Origin of the sequence: Nostoc sp. 2RC, assembly GCF_014222165.1 — a bacterium.
GTDB lineage: Bacteria > Cyanobacteriota > Cyanobacteriia > Cyanobacteriales > Nostocaceae > Nostoc > Nostoc linckia.
Map to the genome: position 1 here is coordinate 1 of NZ_JACKZU010000110.1, position 21,818 is coordinate 21,818.

The window sequence follows — 21,818 nt, forward strand, 5'->3', positions numbered from 1 at the left end:
AAGGAATTGAAGGGTAAATTCCTAAGCAAAAATCGTAGGGGGATTAATACGGTGCGGGGAAAGGGGAAAGGAGAAAGGGGAAAGGTGAAAGGGGAAAGGGGAAAGGGGAAAGGGAAAAGGGGAAAGGGAAAAGGGGAAAGGTTTCAAATACATCAGACCTCTTGCAATGTGGAAACCAAAAATACCGCGCTGTGTCTTCTTTGCGTTCTTTGCGGTAGCCTCTGTCTTACCGACCATCCCCTCTTGTTAGCAAGATGTAGCTGGCAAATGGGGGGTCAGACCCATCGTTTACCCACCAAATGGTAGGTAGAGACGTTGCAATGCAACGTCTCTACATCTGTTGAGATAGCGAAAAATCGTGGGGTGTGGGATGCAATGACTGTGGGAATCATAACTAATTATGCAGACATGATATTAAATGCATTAAAGCACTGCTGAAAATTTTTCAAATTAATTTTATTGTCTCCCCTAGTTCTACCCGATCGCTCTTTATATTCATAAACACAAGGGCAGAGAAAGTTGCCTCAAAAAACATCAAAACAAGGAAAACAATGAAAACTGTAGAAGCTATTCAACCTAAGACAATGAAAAAGTTTGTAATTCGTGAAGTTGAAACCCTCAGAACAACTAGAGCAGCCGCTTATGTCTGTTGGATTTGTAGTAGTTGTTGGTAATTCAGGAAATTAATTCAATTATCTCCCCTAGTTTTACCCGATTGTTCTCTATATTCATCAACATCAGGGTAAAGAATATCTCTCAAACAAAACATTCAAGGAATAAAACAATGAAAACTGTAGAAGCTATTCAACCTAAGACAATGAAAAAGTTTGTAATTCGTGAAGTTGAAACCCTCAGAACAACTAGAGCAGCCGCTTATGTCTGTTGGATTTGTAGTAGTTGTTGGTAATTCGGGAAATTAATTCAATTACCTCCCCTAGTTTTATCTGATTGTTTTTTGTATTCATAAACCTAAGGGTAGAAAATATCTCCCCAAACAAACATTAAAGGAAGAAACAACAATGAAAACTGTAGAAGCTATTCAACCTAAAACAATGAAGAAGTTTGTAATTCGTGAAGTTGAAACCCTCAGAACAACCAGAGCAGCCGCTTATGTCTGTTGGATTTGTAGTAGTTGCTGGTAGGCTAAAACAATCAATGAGCTATTTCATTTATTTAAGTAGTTCATTGAATTAACTACAAACTTTCTCTGAAATTAGTGGTGGATTGTAAACCACCACTGATTAATAGATATTTTTCTCTTATACAGATGCGCTCCAGATACAGAGAAAGCTCCTAAATTTAGCAATTTTGACTGATTACAACATTAGATTAGGAAGGAAACTTGAAGTGACAAGATATCCTGCCGATGCTCTGGTTTCTATTTATCCGTTCACTCGCCAATCTGAAGGAAATGAATTCATTATTGGTAGAGTAGATACTAATATTTTTCTAGCATTACCTTCTGATGCAATAGAGTTACTAGATTATTTGGCTGCTGGCAATACCATTGGACAAGCACAACGACTTTATCAACAAAAATATCATGAATTGCCAGATATTGAAGGTTTGTTAGAGGTTTTGGAAGAAAACGATTTTGTGAATATTCTTTCTTCCAAACAAATAGTTTTACCAACACATACCAAGCAACCAAAGCAAACAAATCACTTCACTTGGATTTCTGAATCTTTTGCTAAAAAGATATTCAGTCAAAAAGTCTTAATTGGTTCTATATTAGTCATAGTACTGGCTTTAGCTGCTCTTGTTTTTCAACCAGGAATTATGCCTGGTTATCAAGCCTTTGTATTTACTAAAAATGTCACAATGATGACATTAATTTTAACTGGAATTAATGTCGTTGCAGTCTTTCTACATGAAATGGCTCATTTAGTGGCTGCTAAAGCTGTGGGTGTTTCTTGTCAATTAAGACTTAGCAATCGCCTTTGGATACTCGTAGCAGAAACGGATATGACGGGGATATGGGGTGTTCCTCGAAATCAGCGGTATTTACCTTTTCTGGCGGGGCCATTGCTAGATGTTGTTTTAACTTCTGTATTGCTGCTGATTTTGTTTGCTCAACAAGAAAAATGGGTAGCGATTAATCCTATTGCTTTACAGCTAATACAAGCCATTGTTTTAAGTTATCTACTCGGTTTAATTTGGCAATGCTATTTCTTTGTTCGGACTGATTTTTACTACGTCATTGCGAATTTTTTTAGATGTAGAAGTCTGATGAAGGATACAAAGATTTTTTTACAAAACCAAATATTTAAATTATTCAAATTTTCTCGAATTGCTGACCAATCCTCTATTCCTAGAGGCGAAATGCGAGTGATTCGCTGTTACTCTGTTATCTACGTTTTAGGTCACATTGCTGCATTTTGGTCGCTCTTATTCATTGGGATTCCAACATTGTGGAATTATGCTTCCTTGCTTTTAGGCACGTTGAGCGCAGGGTATGAATCTAATCCTTATGCTTTCACCGATGCCTTAGTAATGGGATTGCTAGTTTTTGGAATTCAAGGTCTTGGTATTTTTCTTTGGATTAACAGTTTACGTCATCCGAAAAGGAGTTAAATTATGAAGCGCCACAATACTATCGAACAAACTATTTTACAACAACCAGAAATCGGTAAAGTTATTTTATTAGAAGCAGAATCTGGTAATGAAAGATTAGAAATTTTGCAGCAATGGTTACAATTAGGTGCAGAAAAAAAAGCAAAAACTTGGTTGCTATCTTTTAATACCCAAGGAGATGGATTATGGTCTGGATTAAATGAATGGCTGAATCAGATTTTACCAGATATTCAAGAAAAAGCACCACATCTAATTGCAAAACATAGCTATGAATTAGCAATGATTTTGCCTGCATTAAGGCGTCAAATTTCAGTAAGTAACCCAAATTTAACAGACAGTTCTGTTGATGAAGAAAGGGTTAGGAATTATCCTTTAGATAGAGCTTATAGAATCATACATGGGGTAATTAATTTACTAGATTCCTGGTATGATTACACAGATGCTTCACCTTGGTTAATAGCGTGTAACGATTACGAAAAAGCCGGATTTTTAGTGCGTCGCTTTTTTGCGGAACTCGTTCGTCGTCGGGGAAAAAAACTAAAATTAAGTTTGCTTTTGGCAACTGCTCCTAATATTGGCGAAACTGCGATCGCTCATTTAAATCATCAGTTTTTAGCAGAAAAAATTAGCTTGCAATTACCAGCAAAACCAGAAGTAATAGTTTCCCCAGAACAAATGTCGCAACTGGCGCAAAAGTTGGAGGAACAAATTGGTAGAGATTCTATTGAATTAGAAATTCACGGGCCGAGGCTGGTTTCCTATTGGTTACAAAGCGACCAACCAGAAAAAGCATTAATTTGGCAAGCAAGACTGTTGGGAGTTTATAATCACCAAGGTTTTTATGAAGATGCATTAATATATTGCCAACCTGTTGCTGCTCAACTTGACTGTCTTTGTGGAAAAGACAATAACATGCGATGGAATATGGTCGGGAATCTTTTTAATTGTTACGCAACCACAGGAAATATTACCAAGGCATATCAAATCGTTCAAGAAGAAGCTCTCCTCAAACTTGATGCACCAGCGCAGTTGGTTCGAGCTTATTACATAATGGCAATGTTCCATACTCGTTTTCTCCCGGAACACGACCATACTTTAGCTGAAGATTATCTCAATCGCAGTCTGAGCATCTTAGCAGATTCAACAGCAGATATTCCGGCTGATGATAGACATTTTATGACAGCTTTCGATATGAACGGTTTAGCACTTGTTAAACACCGTCAAGGTTTTCCCCAAGAAGCCATCGTACTTTGTAAGTCAGCAATTGAAGAATTCAAAAATCACTTGAGTGAAGGTCAACATCGATTACATCGCTCAGTTTTAGACTACAACATTGCTCAAGTATACGCAGCAATGGGTGAATTGGAAGAAGCCGTGATTTATTTTACATCTGCCATCGCCGCCGATCCAAACTACTCTGAATACTACAACGATCGCGGTAATGTTTATCAACGCATGGGTCATTTAGAAAATGCATTGAATGATTATCACCAAGCTATTGAGCTAAGTCCACCATACTATGAAGTGTGGATGAATATCGGACATTGCTATCATTTAAAAAATCTGCTGGAAGAAGCAACGAAAGCTTATTCAGTTGCTTTGGATTTAGAACCAACTCAAACTCCAGCATTGATTGGTCGCGCTCAAGCTTTGGAAGCAGGGGGACATCTAGAAGCAGCTTTATTAGATTATAATGCGGCAATTGCTGTAAATTCACAACAACCTTTATTATTAGCAAATCGAGCCACACTCCACTATGAACTCGGACAACTAACAGAGGCTTTAAGTGATTTAGAAGCTGCCATTGTTTTATCACCAAACAACCCAGACTTCTATCAAAATCGCGCCATCGTATTAATTAGTTTAGGACAATCTGAGGCTGCATCTACCGACCTCCAAACTTATCTTCGTCTCAATCCCGATGCGTCAGACCGTGCAGAAGTGGAGGAAAGTTTATCTAGTCTGAGCAAGGGATAGCTATCAAATTGTTTTAGCAATATTCAGAATATTCTTTGCTAGGAATTTATGGAGCGATGTTGTAGATATCGCTCCAATTCTTGCATCTGCATCAAAATTTCGGTGAATTGGTATTACAGCCGCCAGATTTTTCTTAGACTTTGCAAACAATCTTCTTGACGCTGCTGAATCACTTCTGGAGTCCATACAGATTGCTGTAAAACTTGGGTTGTCAACACAAAAGGACAAACTCCTTTTTTACTGAGAAAATACTTCTCTTTCTTTTTATCAAAATCGTAATTTTGCGCCTCGGAATTCTTGTTTCTAGAAAGCAGCACTAAATTACCTATGCGATGCACATATTGGATGCGTTCTTCTTCATCCGGAAACCATTGGAGCCATTTACTACCTTCACTTGGGTTCTGAGGAAGTACGTGTTCAACTGTAATAACTGAATAATCGTAATTTACTCCACCTCCAGAAAGTGCTGAATCAAGGCGTAGCAGAACATATTGCCTAATTCGCTTGATTAGATATAAATCTTCATCAAGGGTTTTAATAATTCGATTTATTTCATTAGTAGTTAGCTGTAAAGGTGATTCTAATGCATATAAATCAAGATTTTTTTCAATAGCATCGAGAAGTTTGGCATATCTTCCTATACGGTCATTGATGTCAGCACGCAAAATCATTAGACCTGCTGCTAATCGCTCAAGATCGGTAAAAAACTGTTTTAATTTCTCAGGAGTATGGCTATTTTTAGAAAAATACAAAATTGCAGGTGGTATCCAATCAAAGTTGTCTATTTGATTTAACCATTTCAGCAAAGAATTAATTGTTTCCGCATCCTTATCACCCCGGTAATTTGCTGTATTGATAATTTCTAACGCATGAGAATAAGGTTTTAATACCTCATCAATAAATTTATACGGCTGTATTTGAGGTAATATATCTTCAATAAATTCCTTGAGAGTTGTCTTACGCGGTTTAGCCTTACGATCTATCATGCGGATATGAGCAAATAGTTCTTGAAACTTTTCTCGGCCCAAATCTTCTTCTTGAGTTTCCCAAATTCTTGTATATTTATCTTGTTGAGATGAATCGATTGCTCCAATAATCTCTGATTTGAGAAAATCACTGAGCGAGAGGTCTAGACCACGCGCATTTAAAGTAGAAAATATCCGATAAGCTGAATCAAGATCCGGCGTAGAAACAACTACTAAAAAACAGTGTGTCATTAGATAATGAATAAAACGACTTTGCTCATGCTCAGAACGTTTACATAATTCCTCACGAAAATAGCTGGCGTTTGCTTGAATGTTTCTTTGGCTATCAGTTAACTGAGAAGCATCGAGTTTGAGAAGATGATCTAATCCATTTTCGCTTTGGATATAGTTACGAAAGAAATCTTCATCTCGTTCGCGTAATTTGAGGCGATAACAATCAGATGTTCCTTCAAATTCATCACCTTCTTGATAAAGATATTTTGTAATTCTTGATGCATTCTTTTCACTGAGTAAACTTCGTAGAACAGCTAGAAGAATTGTCAGAGTTGTTAGACGTTGCTGACCATCAACTACATCAGCTTTAGCAGCGTCTTCACTCTTAATCAAAACTATACTTCCCAAAAAATAAGGGTTAGTATCGGCTGTAATTTCTGAATTATTCCCTAAAAAAGACAGCAAATCATTTAACAACTCACTTGCTTGGTCTTTTGTCCAAGCATAAGGACGCTGATAGGCTGGTATGGAAAATGCAAAGTCGTTACTAAAAACCCTGTATAATGCTTTTTCTGCGGCATGAATGGCTACTGGCATAAATTTCAAGTACTACCTGAGTATAATGTGATGCTAGATTCCCTAATCAAACGCAGTTTAACTCACTAATTGCTGCGATCGCCACAAATCACAGATAGTTGACTACATATAGAATCTACCTATGTTTGCGTAGCTTCTGCTTTGAAAAATTGCCATTCCTTGACCGTGTGTAGGCATATTACATTTTTTACTTGCTTTTGGGAATTCTAAATCTTGGAACCGAGAAAAACACAGATGTATATGACTCAATTTCAAATATCTGACTCCAGACAATGGAAATTTTTGCCATTTGTAGCAAGTGGTAGTGTTGTGCTGTTTAGCAGTTTTTTATTATTTACAGAATCAAATATTGCAATTGCTCAAGAATATCCACTAAATATTGCACAGCAAACATCCTCTAATGATGCAATTAGCGCTGCTGCTAATGCATTATATCAAGAGGGAAAGCAGCTATACGAACAAGGAACTGGAGAATCTTTGTTAAAAGCGATCGCTAAATTTGAACAAGCCCTTCCACTTTATCAAAAAATTGGCGATCGCTCATCAGAAGCTTTTACTGTCGCTCATCTCGGCAAAATTTATTCAGATTTAGGACAACAACAAAAAGCACTTTTTTATTTAAATCAAGCCCTATTATTGAGACGACAAATAGGAGATAAAATGGGGGAAACCATTACCCTCAACAATATTGGCAGCGTCTACTCAGATATCGGAGAATTACAAAAAGCGCTCGATTTTTTTCATCAAGCTTTGTTAATCAAGCGAGAGATTAAAGATAAAACCGGAGAAGCCCGTATTATCAATAATATTGGTAATGTCTATATCAACTCAGGAGAAGAACAAAAAGCATTAGATTATTTTCAACAATCCCTAATTATCCGGCGTGAAGTGGGAGACAAAATAGGCGAAGCCCGTACTATTAATAATATTGGTTTGATTTACTTAAATTTAGGACAACAGCAAAAGGCAATAGATTATTTTAATCAATCTTTGGCTTTAAATCAAGAAATGGGAGATAAGTTAGCAGCATCTACGGCGCTTAATAATATCGCTACAGTTTACTCAGATTTACAACAAGAACAAAAAGCGTTAGAATTTTTGCAAAAATCCTTAGTTATCACCAAAAATTTAGGTAATAAATCAGGAGAAGCTCGCACATTAAACAACATCGGAAATATCTACTCTAAAATAGGAGAAAAACAAAAAGCCCTAGATTATTTTAATCAATCTCTACCTTTATTTGAATTTGTAGAAAATAAATTAGGCTTAGCAGCTAATCTTAATAATATTGGTCTGATTTATTCAGATCTAGGAGAACAGCCCAAGGCATTAAATTATTATCAACAAGCTATATCTCTCTACCAAAAAGTAGGCAATAGAGGAGGGGAAGCTCTGGCTATTTATAATATGGCTTCTGCTGAACGCAAACAGGGAAATCTCAACAGCGCCCTGAATAAAATAAAAATAGTCATCAACATTGTAGAAGACCTACGTACCAAAATTAATTCGCAGGAACTCCGCGCTTCCTATTTTGCTACCGTGCAAAATTATTATCAATTTTATATTGATTTGTTGATGCAACTGCACAAACAGGAACCATCCAAAGGATATGATGCCCTAGCACTGCAAACTAGCGAACGTGCCCGCGCCCGCAGTCTTTTGGAACTGCTGACAGAAGCTAAAGCTGATATTCGCCAAGGCGTGGAACCAAAATTACTTTTTCAAGAACGGGACTTACAAAAACAAATTGATGTTTTAGAAAAACGCCGGATACAGCTATTGGGTGGAAATTACACTAAAGCCCAGGTGCAAACTTTAGAAAAAGAAAATGAAGCAGTTCTAGAACAATATCAGCAAGTACAAATAAAAATCCGCGCTACTAGTCCACGCTATGCAGCTTTAACTCAACCGCAACCTCTTTCACTTGCTCAAATTCAACAGCAAGTACTTGATGAAAACACGTTACTTTTAGAATATTCCTTAGGAGAACAACGCAGTTATTTGTGGGCGGTTACTAATAAAAGTATCACCAGTTACGAACTACCAAAGCGTGCAGAGATTGAAGCGATCGTTCAAAAATTCCGTCAAGAAATCACTACTCCATATCTCAAACATAGTCCATCTTTAGACACTTTATCTCAAATTATACTTGCACCAGTAGCGCCACAACTTGAAAATAAACGCTTAGTAGTTGTCAGCGATGGCGCATTGCAATATGTACCATTTGCCGCCCTGACTAAACCTAATTCCCAAAAAACTAGTAAGTATGAACCATTACTAATTAACCACGAAATTATTACTTTACCCTCAGCTTCTACAGTAGCAATTCTCAGAAATGAACACAAACAACGCAAACCAGTTGCTAAGACATTAATTGTGTTAGCAGATCCGATTTTTAGTCTTGATGACGAACGCCTCCAAAGTAAAATACAAACATCTCCTCCCGTTATCACAGAGCCTAATTTAAATACCCTAGCTTTAAATAGAGCTGCTAAAGACTCAGAAGTTAATTTTGAGCGTTTAAAATTTACACGCCACGAAGCCGAGCAAATTCTCGCCCTTGTTCCAGCTAACAAAGCCAAGTCAGCTTTTGACTTTACCGCAAGCCGTAACACTGCAATTAGCAAGGACTTGAGTCAATATAACATCATTCATTTTGCCACTCATGGCATTCTCAACAGCAAACATCCAGAACTATCAGGAATAGTGCTGTCATTATTTGACGACAAAGGAATGCCACAAAATGGCTTTTTGCGCTTGCACGATGTCTTCAACCTCAACCTGAAAGCAGAACTAGTGGTACTTAGTGCCTGTAAAACCGGACTCGGAGAGGAAGTGAGGGGAGAAGGATTAGTAGGATTGACAAGAGGGTTTATGTATGCAGGTAGTCCGCGAGTTGTGGTGAGTCTGTGGAGCGTAGATGACCAGGCAACATCAGAACTGATGAAAGCATTTTATCAAAAAATGCTCCAACAAGGATTAAAGCCTGCGGCAGCATTACGAACAGCCCAACTAGAAATTTGGCGCACTAAAAGATATGCTGCACCTTACTATTGGGCAGCTTTCACATTACAAGGGGAATGGAGGTGAAGGGGTTGATTGTTGACTGTTGACTGTTGACTGTTGACTGTTCAATGCCCAATGCCCAACTGACCTTGACATTTGCTTGTCATATTTATCCCATAAACTTCCAAAAAGGTAATGTAATTTTACAATTATCTAAAATAATTGAACTTTAAATAGGTGACTTGGAACAGGACTAGGGAAAAGTTTTCGCAATTCCCAATCCCCATTCGCTTTTACACCATCTTTAACCCTTAATAGCTCATTGTGAATATGGATACTTCTGAAGCTGAAGTTTCAGCGATTGAAACCGAATCAGATAGTTCTACACCTTCTGAGTTAGCGCCTAATCGTTCGGGTAAACCTTGGTTCTGGAGATTGCTCATTCTATTTCTGGCGACTGGTGGTATTATTTTGTGGCGGATGCTGGCTCCTGGTGAGACACCGGGTTCTTCTGTTGCACAACAGCAGCAAGCACCAGCGCCGAAGGCAATTGAAACCATCGCTTTGGCAAACGGACGAGCTACAAGAAGCGTTCAGCTTTTAGGGCAAGTGGAAGCCAGTCAGCAATCAGTACTCCGCGCTCAAACAAGTGGAATTGTGGAGAGAATTCTCGTCCAACCAGGCGATCGCGTGCGAGCAGGTATGGCGATCGCGTTTTTGGACGATACCGATCAACAATTGGCAATTAGCCAAGCACGGGCGCAATTAGCACAACAACGCAGCAATTTAGCACGTTTGGAAGTCGGTACTCGCAAAGAAATCATTGCTCAACGTCAAGCAGCAGTCACATCTGCTAGGGCGCGAGAACTGGAAGCACAAGATAATCTCAAACGCACCAGCAACCTTGTAAAAGAGGGTGCTTTGTCCCAAAGATTATTGATTGAAGCCGAAGCACAATTGAATAATATCCAAGGAGAACGCTTAGAAGCCGAGGCTCAACTCGCTGAAGCCAAAGCCGGGCCGATTCAAGAAGAAATCGCCGCCCAAAGAGCAAACGTAGAAGCAGCCAGAGCCGCCCTCGCCCAAGCCGAATTGGCACAGCAGCGCACTCGAATTTTGGCATCGCAATCAGGAATCGTACAAACTCGCCATGTCAGCAATGGCGATTTAGTACAAAATTCCAGTGAAATTGTCACCTTAGTAACTGGCGATCGCCTAGACATTTTCCTAGAGTTACCAGAAGAACTCAGTGGTACAGTTACCCCAGGCATGACAATCGATCTCAGTGCCCGTGCCTTGCCCCAATGGAAACAACGCGCCACCATTACCGCCGTAGTTCCTGCCGCCGATCCCGCCTCCCGTCGTCAGCGCGTGCGCGTCCAAATTAACAAACCAACCACAGGATTAATACCAGGAATGGCCATCGCAGGCAATCTCAACCTCCCCTCGAATCGTCCTAGTTTTGTGGTGTCGAGAAATGCATTAACCAGACGCCAAAATCAGTGGTTAGTTTTCGCCGTTGCTGACGGCAAAGCCAAACAAATTCCGGTGGATATGGTTGCTGACATGGGTAAAGATGTTGCAATTTATCATCCCACCTTACGTAGCGGTCAACCCATCGTCCTCCGTGGCGGTGACGGGTTGCAAGATGGTGCGCCTGTGAAGATAGTCAATCCCAGTTAGGACAGAGGCAGAGATTTTAGGAATTGCGAAATCATCCCTCGAACCAAACGCCGATTGTAGATGCACCCTCATGGACTTCTTGCAGAAGTCGGTTAAAGAGAAAGAATCAGAGGGATAAACTTTTCTTTTTTCTTTCTCCTTTAACCCTTTCTTCTTCAAATATGAATTTCTGAATTACTTCTGATGTGAATTATCCAAATCAACGAAATCTCAAGGATTGTGCGCCCTATAGAGACGTTGCAGTGCAACGTCTCTACAACGATAAATCAAGGGTTTTAGCGTCTAATCCACACAATGCGTAAATTACGAATTACTAATTACGAATTACTATGAACTTTATCGAAACCGCAGTACGCTGGCGACATGGTACTTTCGTTTTATTTTGCTTGGTGGCAATGTTTGGGGTATTTTCGCTGTTAAAGTTACCTATGGAATTGCAACCAGGAGGCGATCGCCCGGAAATTACAATCACAACTACCTATCCTGGAGCCGGGCCAACGGAGGTAGAAGACTTAATTACCCGTCCCATCGAGGAACAGATGGAAGAGGTGTTGGGTGTCCAGGAAATCAGTAGTACTTCTCGTGCTGGACGCAGCAGCATCACCCTAGAATTTACTCAGGATGCTAATGTACAAGAACGGGTGGTGGATGTTCTCAACCGCTTGCAACAGGTGGAAAGTTTGCCCCCAGAAGCTCAAGAATCGAATGTAGAACTGGTGGGTGGTAACAGTTCGCCGATGATGTGGATTCCCTTTGATACCAAAGAAGGATTTCAACCGGATGCTAACCGCTATCGAGATTTAGCCGAAGAAGTGGTGATTCCGCGCTTGCGGCGAGTGCAAGGAACTGGACAATTTTTGGTAGTGGGTGGACAAGAACGAGAAGTTGAGGTGAAGGTAGATCCCAAGGCATTAAGCGATCGCAATCTTACAATCGGTGATGTAGTCAGAGTTTTACAGGAAAACAACCGCGATATCCGGGGCGGGCCGTTAATTCTAGGACGCAGAGAATATCGGGTACGCACAGTCAGCCGTTCCCAGGATTTATCGGACATTGAAGGTTTTGTGCTGCGCCGCGACCAATCCGGTATAGTTTATTTGCGGGATGTGGCAAAAGCACAAATGGGACGCAAACCCCAAGATAGCGCCTTGGTGTTCAATGGCAAACCAGGGGTCGCCATTGGTGTAATTCGCCAAATCGGTGCTAATGTGCCAGAGGTGGCTAAAGGCATCCGAGCCGAAATTGCCGCCCTCCAAGCTGAGTTCGATAGGCAAAATCAAGGCATTCGCTTTGTCTACAACTACGATGAAAGCGAGTACATCAATCAATCCGTTAGTTTTGTACAAGGTAACTTAGTTAGCGGGGCGCTATTAGCCACCATTGTCTTGATTCTGTTCCTTGGCTCCATGCGTACCGTTGCAGTGGTAGCAATTACAATTCCCACTACCCTGATTATGGTGTTTATCGTCATGTCTGCATTTGGACGCACATTGAACATCATCAGTTTGGCGGGATTGGCCTTTGCAGTGGGTATGGTTGTGGATAACGCCATCGTCGTAATTGAAAATATCTTCACCCACATGCAGCAAGGGAAAAGCGCCCTACGAGCAGCCATTGAAGGTACACAAGAAGTTTGGGGTGCAATGCTTGGCTCCACTTTAACCAACGTAGTGGTGTTTGTACCGCTAATTATGGTCACCGGTGAAGCGGGGCAACTCTACACTGATATGGCGATCGCTCTTTCTGCTTCTTCGTTATTTTCGCTGTTTGCGGCGTTAACTTTAGTACCAATGCTATCAGGATTATTCCTGAAGCAATCAGAAGCCATACAAATGATGCAGGGCGGTGAATACAGAGGAGGTAATTGGTTTGAGCGGATGGTGGCAAAAACATCGGCAGTTTTTCGCCTTTTCCAAGGTAAACTAGAAAACTTTCTCGCCAATACCGTTAGTTGGTCGTTAGGACGCAAACGCATTGGTCGCAGATTGCTAGTACTGTCAATTCCCCTTGTTTTACTTGTCACTAGTATTTTTCTCTTACCACCCGCCGATTATTTGCCTGAAGGAAATCGTAACTTAGTTGTGTTGCGGGCGGAACCATTACCAGGAACCAGCATACCCGAAGCGATTCGCCAATCTCAACCGGTGCAAAAATTCCTGCGATCGCAACCAGAAGTTGACCGCATCATGTACGTTGACCGTCCTGGGGCATTGCGGGGTATTGCCACGATTTTAAAACCAGAATTTGCCACCACCACCGGACTTACTGATATGGTGGACAGGTTACGCGCCCAAAGCAGTAACTTTGCTGGATACCGCTTTGTTATTCCCACACGCATTTCAATTTTCCGCGATCCTGGTAAAGAATTTGAAGTCGATATTGTCGGCGATGACCTCAATCAAATTGGCGATTTAGAAAAACAAATTACCGCTAAATTGCGATCGCTCCAAGGGGTACAAAATGTGCGATCGAATTTTGTCTTGGGTGCAGCAGAATTACAAGTAATTCCCAACCGCGAACGCATCGCAGAAGTGGGACTTTCAGAAGCCGAAATTGGTTCAATGGTGGAAGCCGCATTGGGTGGTCGCATCGCTTCCGATTTCATTGATGGCAAAGAAGAACTAGATGTCTCAGTGGAATTGCAAAATACTGCCGTGGAAACCCCAGAACAACTGCGTCAATTACCTTTGTATGCGCGGGGACGACAAGTGCAACTAGGAGATGTTGCCGAAATCGTAGAAACAACAGGAGCCGACGCCATTAACCACGTTGATTTAGAGCGTTCAATTACTCTCACAGTTTCCCTTGCACCAGACGCACCCCTCGCAACTCTGGTGGAACGTACCGAAAAAGAAATTCTCGCTCCTTTGCGTGCCAATTTGCCAACAGGCTATCGCCTAGAATTCGCCGGTTCCGCAGACCAGTTAGCAACAACCGTTGGTCAATTAGCGGCTGCATTTGTGTTTTCCATTTTAATTACTTACTTGTTATTGGTGGCCTTGTATCGCTCATTCCTTTATCCAGTGGTCATTATGGCCACAGTACCAATGGGCATGAGTGGCGCACTATTGAGTTTAGTAATTGCCAACCAAATACCAGGAATGAATGTGGCATTGGATATGATTACCGCCTTGGGATTTGTGATCCTCACTGGTGTGGTTGTCAACAACGCCATTTTGCTCGTCGATCGCGCCTTGCAGCTCCAAGAAGCAGGCGAAGATTATGATGCATCACTGTACAATGCCACAAACGACCGCCTGCGTGCGATTTTCATGTCTGCCGGCACCAGCGTCCTGGGAATGTTACCCTTAGCAGTGCTACCAGGTCAAGGTTCAGAATTATATCAAGGCTTAGGCATCGTCTTGACTGGCGGTCTAGCTTTTTCCACCATTTTGACTCCCACCGTCGTACCCGCACTCATGGGTTTACTCTACGATATCTCTGGACGCAAATCAGGGCGATCGGCAGTTTCCAAAAATCCAAACAAAGTAGCTACCTGAAAGCTTTTATAATGTCCGGTTAATAAAACTAAATAAAAATGTTTGCTTGTGGTGTACCCCTACGGGGAAGCAAGCTACCCGTAGCGTCTCGCACAGAGGGCTTCAGTCCTAGTTTGAGGACTAAAGTCCTCACTACAAACTCTTTATTATCGGTGATTTAGCAGACGTAATATCACGGATGCTCAACTCCTATTTATTCTTGAAGACATTAGTTATCTTTATACTTTCAAAAACCGTGAATATGCAGAAATCAAGCTGTAATCTGCAATAATCTAGATTGTAAATTACGACAATATATATATAAAACAAAGATGGCTAGCAATATTCAAGACAAACAGAGCAGTTTAGGCACTTTATGGTTATTTAAGGAAAAATTTGGGTTTAAACAGCTTCCAGTAGACGTAGCTTATGAATCTTATTACAAAACGCTGCTTACTTGTGCTAATGGTGATGGAACACTAGCAGATGAAGAAAGAGATTGGGTGATTGGATATGCCTATGCCTACAATTGCAACCCTGCAATCATTGAACAACTCAAAGTTTACAAGGCTGATGAAGATATCGAGACAGTCGTTACTGGACATTCTTCAGTCGATGTATCACGGCGTTTCTTAATTTATGATGCAATACAAGCTTGTTGTGCTGATGGAGAATATAGTGAAAAAGAACGGGCTGTAGTATTCAAAGCAGCAAAGAAACTCGGTATTTCTGAAGAGGTCTTTCAACAAATTGAAGAAGTCTATCTAGAAACAGTCGAACTCCGTAAAAAACGGCTGGCAGTAATGTATCCCGATGGTGGGCCTTTATAATTTGAATTGAAGGGATTGACAGTTCAAAAAATATCACACTGTTCGCAGTCAAGAGTCAACTACAAAAAAGTAATACCGATTTGATGTAAAGAGATTCTCTTATTTCCCCCCTTGGAAAGGGGGGGGTAATTGATTTTTATATTAGCTTGACACAAGATTCTCAAAGTGGAGCAATTTATAGGAATGATTGGTCTTTTCCAGCTATAATTGCTCGTTCGATGGGCTTAGAAACACCTACCGATTTCCGCATACTCTTTTTGGATCAAAAGCAAGCAACCTATTACATTTAACGCAACCAAGTGCAAGTGCGATCGTTCCGAAAATCAAATTTTCAAATTCTAAATATCTGCGTTTATTTACCATAAAAATAAAGATTTAGAAGCATTTTTCATTTCTGAAAAAAGTGAGAAAAGCAAGTTTTTGTATCGGAAATTTGTGGCAACAGCAGTTTTTTCTTAAAATATACATCAATCATCATAAAATCTCATGAACGAAACACCAACATATGAGTACGAAGAAGTGTTTGTAACAGATGAAATTCATCCTATTATTGTATTGCAAAATTTGCTGGAATCAGGTGTTATCTCTGACTATATTTTTTATCAAGAGCAGGACGAAGTGCGTATTGCTGGTAATATATTATTTAAGGTATCAGTAAGCTTAGAGGCTGTGTCATTAGAAGATACAGAAAAAAAGCTATCAGTCCCTATTAGCGATCCATTTAAACAAGTAGAATCCTTATTAGCGTCTTTGCTAATTAGAGATTGGACGGCTTATGGTTATATTGCTTTTGATATAGTTCGCTTCTATTCAAGCTACTCCAAAGCAATACAGCAACCACTTTTATGTTTTATTGTGCCAGAAACTGAACTTCACATTACTAGACAAACAGTAAAAATTAAAAGCATAAAATCCCTAGATAAAATCAAAAAATTGTTATCAGTTAATAGCCAATTAACAGAGTTAGTTCCCACACCCATATCGATTAATGTTACTGATAACGATAGGGAATGTTATCAAAGTAAAGTAGATGTTCTTATTCAAGCTATTCAAGCAGGTAAATTACAAAAAGCCATACTTTCTCGTTATGTCAAAATCAAAGGAGATCTGGACGTTATTAAAACGTATATAGCCGGAACGAAACTTAATAACTCTGCCCGTTCATATTGTCTGAATATAGGAGATGTACGTGCTGTAGGCTTTAGTCCCGAAATATTGATGCAAATAGACAATCAAGGATTTGTTATTACCAATCCGTTGGCAGGCACTCGGCGACGTGGTGAAAACTCCCAAGAAGATGCTCGCCTGTATAGTGAATTATTTACCAATGCTAAAGAGGTTAAGGAACATGCGCTCTCCGTAGAACTTGCTCAACAAGAGATTGCCAAACTTTCTGTACCTGGGACAGTTAAAATATTCGACTTTATGCAGGTGAAGAAATACCGCTATGTACAGCATTTATCATCGCGAGTCAGCGGTCAGTTAAAACCAAAGAAAACTTTATGGGATGCTCTTGCAGTTTTATTTCCAGGCATTACTGTGTCCGGTATTGATAAAAGTGAGGCCTTGGAATGGATAGCTCGCTTAGAAGACGAACCACGAGGTATTTATGCAGGTGCTATTGGTTGGATAAACAGCACTGGACTGGTAGATTTAGCCATCGCCATCCGCTCCATCTATCAATATGATGACTGGATTTACCTAAATGCTGGAGCAGGTATAGTAGCAGAATCGCTCCCAGAACAAGAGTACATGGAGTCTGTTAATAAAATGAACACTATGTTGTGCTGTCTGGTATTAAAGTATTAATCAACCCAAGCCATTCATGGCTGAGATATAACTTTTTGATTTTTGGGATTTGGCAGTTCAGATACAATTCCTTTATCAGGCAACTTTTTATCAATTCATCCAGTATCTTCTACAAACGTTATGCAAAATATAGCCATTGGATTTCAATCTCCAGAAAAAATAAACGAACCAAAATTTTTATTTGATTTTCTAGATAAATGTGACGATATAGATTCTGTGCGTGTATGCAAGCAGAAAATCATCGATTATTTAGACATTAAAGAAGGCGATCGCGTTTTAGATGTAGGGTGCGGAATCGGTCAGGAAGTACAACGTATAAAACAAATTGTTGGTAACAATGGTTTAGTTGTGGGAGTAGATAAAAGTGAGTTAATGATTGAAGAGGCGAAGAAAAGAGCAGATAAATTAAATCTCTCAGTCAAGTATTATGTGGCTGATGCCAACTCTCTCCAGATGAATGATAATAACTTTGATGCGTGTCGGGCAGAACGTGTTTTATTGTTCCTAGAAAACCCAAAGAACGCAGTGTTGGAAATGATTCGTGTATTGCGTCCTGGCGGAAAGCTTGCTATCTTTGATTTTTACTTAGACGGCACTTTTGTTAACTCGGCTTTTCCCGCTTTAACTCGCAAAATTGTTGGCTTCATATCAGACAGTTTCCCCAATGGATTAATAGGTTGTAAACTTCCGGAAATATTTGAAGAATTAGGTTTAATCAACATCACCTTTGTTCCCCACACTAATATAGCGCCGTATGATTTCTTTATGTGGGTTTGTCATGGAATTTTAGAGCAAGCTATTAATCAAAAAGCTATATCAGAATCCGACTTAAATCAATGGGTAAATCAATTAAAAAAAATGCACGAATCAGGGCGTTTTTTAGCAGGTTTTCCAGGTTTTATTGTGACTGGGCAAAAAAAATAATCTCAAGAGCCTGAACAAAATTTGCTGCTGAAAGCTCAATGCTCTTCTATAATCTCAAGAAACTAATAGGTGTAAATTTACACCTATTTTTTTAAAATAGCAAAACTTTTTTATAGTCTTGTAAAAGGTGACAAAAAATTACTCATGGGGTCTCATCGAGTTTTTCAGACTCAAGCAAAGCGATCGCCATCGATAGTCATGGTTTACACGGCAGCAAGTAGCTAAGCCATGATCTTAATATAAAAAACAGGAGCGATCGTTATTTCCCAACCCTTAAATAAAAATACTTGTTTTGTATGACCATCGAACGCGTTCGGCAAAAACACTATCCCAAGGCTGATATTGGACGACGAGGTATGGCATTGGGGTTAGATTTTGTTGTTGTCTGGTTAACCAGTTCTTTGCTAGGAAGTGGCAATGTCGGCATTCAATTTGCTCAAATTCTAGTTTTTGTATTATTTTGGCTGATTTTGCGGGTACTGGTGGCATACAACAATCAAGGACAAAGTTTAGGGCGTTGGGCGTTTGATTTAAAGGTGCTGGAAGTCAAGGATGGGGAAGTAATCGGTAGAATCCCAGATTTACAGGCGCTACTGAAACGAGAGACAATTATCGGCTTGGGTGCGCTGTTGGTGTCTATTGCCTTGAGTAATATTAGAGCCAATCCCACTGCTATACTGCTAGTGTTTCCCTTAGCAATTGATTGCGGTACTGCCTTATCTGATGCTCAGATGCGACAGGCTTTACACGATCGCTTGTGCGGAACTTTTATCGTCTCTTCCCGTCGTGGCTACTCGCTGGATATCAAAATCAAAAAATTAGTTGATAATATCCGCCAGAATGTGAGAAGATAGTCATTTGTGTTAATTCTCTCCAGGCTTTACTGTTTGTAAGATTATGGCTAAGAGTAAAGGTGTCCGCATAATTGTGACATTAGAGTGTACCGAGTGCCGGACAAACCCAGAAAAGCGGTCTCCTGGTGTATCGCGATATACCAGCACAAAGAACCGCCGCAACACCACTAACAGGCTAGAACTGAAAAAGTTCTGCACCCACTGTAATAAACATACCGTTCACAAGGAAATTAAGTAGAAATGAGCTATTTCCGTCGTCGCCTTTCTCCAATTAAGCCAGGAGAACCAATAGATTATAAAGATGTTGATTTGTTGCGTAAGTTTATCACCGAGCGGGGCAAGATACTGCCACGGCGAATTACAGGACTTACGTCCCAGCAACAGCGAGAGTTGACATTAGCAATTAAGCGATCGCGGATTGTGGCATTATTGCCATTTATCAACGCGGAAGGCTAAAACAATTTTGGATTTTAGATTTTAGATTTTGGATTATCAACAAAGGCTGTATCTCAAGAAATATTTAGCTTAATCTGTGTAAGTCCAAAATCTCAAATCTGAAAAAGAGAGTGTAAAATAAATTGCTGCATGAAAAATTGTTGGATTTAGGACTTAACACACCAGTTATAAAATCCAAAATCCAAAATCCAAAATCTAAAATTACTAGAGTGCGAGAGTTGTGGAGAAGGGGACGCTAGTTGAATTTAGGGTTCAAGGCGATCGCCGTCTAGGCGTCGTAGAACGTCCGGACGGTAAAACCCGCTGGTTTGTGGTGGACGAACGCAGTCAATCCCACAGCCTCGCGCCTAGACAAGTCACCTATACAGTTAACAAAGAGACTTATAAGCCCTCGGATATTCCCAAGTTTCTAGAGCAGGTAAAGCCGTATTTAGACCCATCTAGCTTGGAAGTAGCCTGGGAATTACTGGTTGAAGGTGGGGAAACAATCACCCCAGAGGAAATGGCCAATCTGCTATTTTCTCAATCGGATGCCCCCCATTGTTACGCTGCCCATTGCCTGTTATCAGACGATAAACTGTATTTCAAGCAAAAAGGAGAGGCCTACGAAGCCCGAACTGTTGCCCAGGTTGCAGAACGCAAGCACCAGATGGAAGTAGAGGCGCTCAAAGCTAAAGGACAGCAGGAATTTTTGGCTCGTGTAGAGCAGGCGCTTAAAGGTGAAGCAGTAGAATGGCAGCGCCACGATCGCCAGCGATTGGAAGGAATAGAAAAATACGCAGCCCTACTTGCTGACACCGTGCGGATGGGAGTAAATTACGACACTCTAGGTCGTGCCTATCCTCCCTCAGCCCCAGTATTAGAAACCATGACCTTGCTGGGACGCCCCACAACACCCCAAGGAGCCTTTCAACTATTGGTAGATTTGGGTTGGTGGAGTCCTCATGAAAACTTGTTCCTGCGTCGTTCTTCAATTCCAGTTCAGTTTCCTCAAAAGGTATTAGAAGTGGCGCAACAACATTTGGATTTACCACCAACTGACTCAGATGCTAACCGTTTGGATCTGACTCACCTGAAGGTCTACACCATTGATGATGAAACTACCACAGAAATTGACGACGGTTTGAGTTGGGAAGTACTCGCCGATGGTCGTGAACGGGTGTGGGTACATATCGCCGATCCCACCAGATGGTTAGTACCGGAAGATGAATTAGATTTAGAAGCTAGAAAACGAGGTAGTACAGTATATTTACCTACGGGAATGATTCCCATGTTTCCAGAAATCTTGGCAACAGGGCCAATGAGTCTGGTACAAGGGCGGATTTGCTGTGCGTTGAGTTTTGGAGTTGTTTTAGGCAAAACAGGGGCAGTAGAAGATTACAGCATTCATACCAGCTTAATTAAGCCGACTTATCGCCTCACCTACGAAGATGTAGATGAAATGCTGGAATTAGGGGTACAAGCAGAACCAGAAATTGCAGCGATCGCCACCTGGGCAACGCGGCGCAAAACTTGGCGTTATGCCCAAGGAGCAATTAGCATCACCATGCCTGAGGCCGCAATTAAAGTCAAAGGCGACGAAATCAATATTGACATTTTAGACGATTCCCACTCTCGGCAACTCGTAGCAGAAATGATGATTCTTGCCGGTGAAGTTGCTGCCCGTTACGGTCAAACACATAACATACCCTTACCATTTCGCGGTCAGCCACAACCGGAATTACCTCCAGACCAAGAATTACTCCAGCTACCAGCAGGATTTGTTCGCGCCTGCGCCATGCGCCGTTGTATGCCCAAAAGTGAAATGAGCATTACGCCTTTGCGTCATGCTGGTTTGGGTTTGGATACCTACACTCAAGCAACTTCCCCCATCCGCCGCTACAGCGACCTATTGACTCACTTCCAACTCAAAGCCCACCTCCGTGGTGAAGTTTTGCCATTTTCCGCCGAACAACTCAAAGAAGTGATGATGACAGTCACCAGCATTACCCAAGAGGTGACGATGGTAGAACGGCAAACTAATAGATATTATGCTTTGGAATATTTGCGCCGTCATCCAGAACAAATTTGGCCTGTGACAGTGTTAATGTGGCTGCGGGAAGACAGTAACTTAGCCCTAATTTTGTTAGAAGATTTGGGCTTGCAATTACCAATGTCTTTCAAACGTTCTGTGAATTTGGGCGAACAAATATTAGTAAAAGTCATCCATGCTGACCCACAAAAAGATTTAATTCAATTCCAAGAAATAATTTATCAAGAAGCGCAATCAGCGGCTAATTAGGGCTTGGTGAAAAAGTGTTTTTGTGGAGGTAGGGAGTTAGGAGTTAGGAGTTGGGAGTTATTGTTCTCCTCTATTCCTGATTCCCAATTCCCTTGTGATACCAATTTGAAAAAAGAATGCGACACATAGACAAGACCCCTCCCCAACCC

General features: G+C 40.8%; 15 protein-coding genes. 14 read left to right on the top strand and 1 reads right to left on the bottom strand.

The genetic code is table 11. From position 1 onward, the window contains the following. The first annotated feature begins 784 nt into the window (after positions 1-784). From GNE10_RS35965 to GNE10_RS14615, 4 genes are all read left to right on the top strand, one after another. Positions 785-907 (top strand): hypothetical protein, encoded by a 123-nt coding sequence (locus tag GNE10_RS35965; protein WP_257207696.1) that lies wholly within the window; start codon positions 785-787, stop codon positions 905-907. Between the two features lie 112 nt (positions 908-1,019). Further along, the gene (locus tag GNE10_RS35970) at positions 1,020-1,142 is read left to right on the top strand and encodes a hypothetical protein (RefSeq protein WP_257207696.1); all 123 of its coding nucleotides are present in this window, start codon (positions 1,020-1,022) and stop codon (positions 1,140-1,142) included. A gap of 205 nt (positions 1,143-1,347) precedes the next feature. Further along, positions 1,348-2,574 carry a hypothetical protein gene (locus tag GNE10_RS14610; protein ID WP_185565797.1) on the top strand — a complete coding sequence of 409 codons (1,227 nt, stop codon included), beginning with the start codon at positions 1,348-1,350 and terminating at the stop codon, positions 2,572-2,574. Positions 2,575-2,577: 3 nt separating this feature from the next. After that, complete coding sequence (locus tag GNE10_RS14615) at positions 2,578-4,551, top strand: tetratricopeptide repeat protein (RefSeq protein WP_185565798.1); 1,974 nt, start codon at positions 2,578-2,580, stop codon at positions 4,549-4,551. A gap of 113 nt (positions 4,552-4,664) precedes the next feature. Here GNE10_RS14615 and GNE10_RS14620 read toward each other — a convergent pair whose 3' ends face one another. Further along, entirely contained in the window at positions 4,665-6,347 is a 1,683-nt protein-coding gene (locus GNE10_RS14620; protein WP_185565799.1) for a DUF262 domain-containing protein, read from the bottom strand. 240 nt (positions 6,348-6,587) lie between these two features. Here GNE10_RS14620 and GNE10_RS14625 point away from each other — a divergent pair, with 240 nt between their 5' ends. The 10 genes from GNE10_RS14625 to GNE10_RS14670 all read left to right on the top strand — a co-directional run bounded on the left by GNE10_RS14625 (position 6,588) and on the right by GNE10_RS14670 (position 21,669). Beyond that, a complete protein-coding gene (locus tag GNE10_RS14625) occupies positions 6,588-9,437 on the top strand; it encodes a CHAT domain-containing tetratricopeptide repeat protein (protein ID WP_185565800.1) in 2,850 nt (949 codons plus the stop codon). 246 nt (positions 9,438-9,683) lie between these two features. Next, complete coding sequence (locus GNE10_RS14630) at positions 9,684-11,036, top strand: efflux RND transporter periplasmic adaptor subunit (protein WP_185565801.1); 1,353 nt, start codon at positions 9,684-9,686, stop codon at positions 11,034-11,036. A gap of 329 nt (positions 11,037-11,365) precedes the next feature. After that, positions 11,366-14,536, top strand: a complete 3,171-nt coding sequence (locus tag GNE10_RS14635) for an efflux RND transporter permease subunit (protein ID WP_185565802.1) — start codon at positions 11,366-11,368, stop codon at positions 14,534-14,536. 311 nt (positions 14,537-14,847) lie between these two features. Continuing rightward, positions 14,848-15,345, top strand: a complete 498-nt coding sequence (locus tag GNE10_RS14640) for a hypothetical protein (RefSeq protein WP_185565803.1) — start codon at positions 14,848-14,850, stop codon at positions 15,343-15,345. A 486-nt stretch (positions 15,346-15,831) separates the two neighbouring features. Continuing rightward, positions 15,832-17,154, top strand: a complete 1,323-nt coding sequence (locus GNE10_RS14645) for a salicylate synthase (protein ID WP_185565804.1) — start codon at positions 15,832-15,834, stop codon at positions 17,152-17,154. 120 nt (positions 17,155-17,274) lie between these two features. Next, positions 17,275-18,078 (top strand): methyltransferase domain-containing protein, encoded by an 804-nt coding sequence (locus GNE10_RS14650; protein WP_185565805.1) that lies wholly within the window; start codon positions 17,275-17,277, stop codon positions 18,076-18,078. 296 nt (positions 18,079-18,374) lie between these two features. Then, the gene (locus tag GNE10_RS14655) at positions 18,375-18,932 is read left to right on the top strand and encodes an RDD family protein (protein WP_185565806.1); all 558 of its coding nucleotides are present in this window, start codon (positions 18,375-18,377) and stop codon (positions 18,930-18,932) included. 43 nt (positions 18,933-18,975) lie between these two features. Further along, positions 18,976-19,170, top strand: a complete 195-nt coding sequence (rpmG, locus tag GNE10_RS14660) for a 50S ribosomal protein L33 (RefSeq protein WP_081603023.1) — start codon at positions 18,976-18,978, stop codon at positions 19,168-19,170. Between the two features lie 2 nt (positions 19,171-19,172). Then, complete coding sequence (gene rpsR, locus GNE10_RS14665) at positions 19,173-19,388, top strand: 30S ribosomal protein S18 (RefSeq protein WP_073639644.1); 216 nt, start codon at positions 19,173-19,175, stop codon at positions 19,386-19,388. A gap of 220 nt (positions 19,389-19,608) precedes the next feature. Next, on the top strand, positions 19,609-21,669 hold the full coding sequence (locus tag GNE10_RS14670) for a ribonuclease catalytic domain-containing protein (protein WP_185565807.1): 2,061 nt from the start codon (positions 19,609-19,611) through the stop codon (positions 21,667-21,669). Positions 21,670-21,818 lie beyond the last annotated feature (149 nt).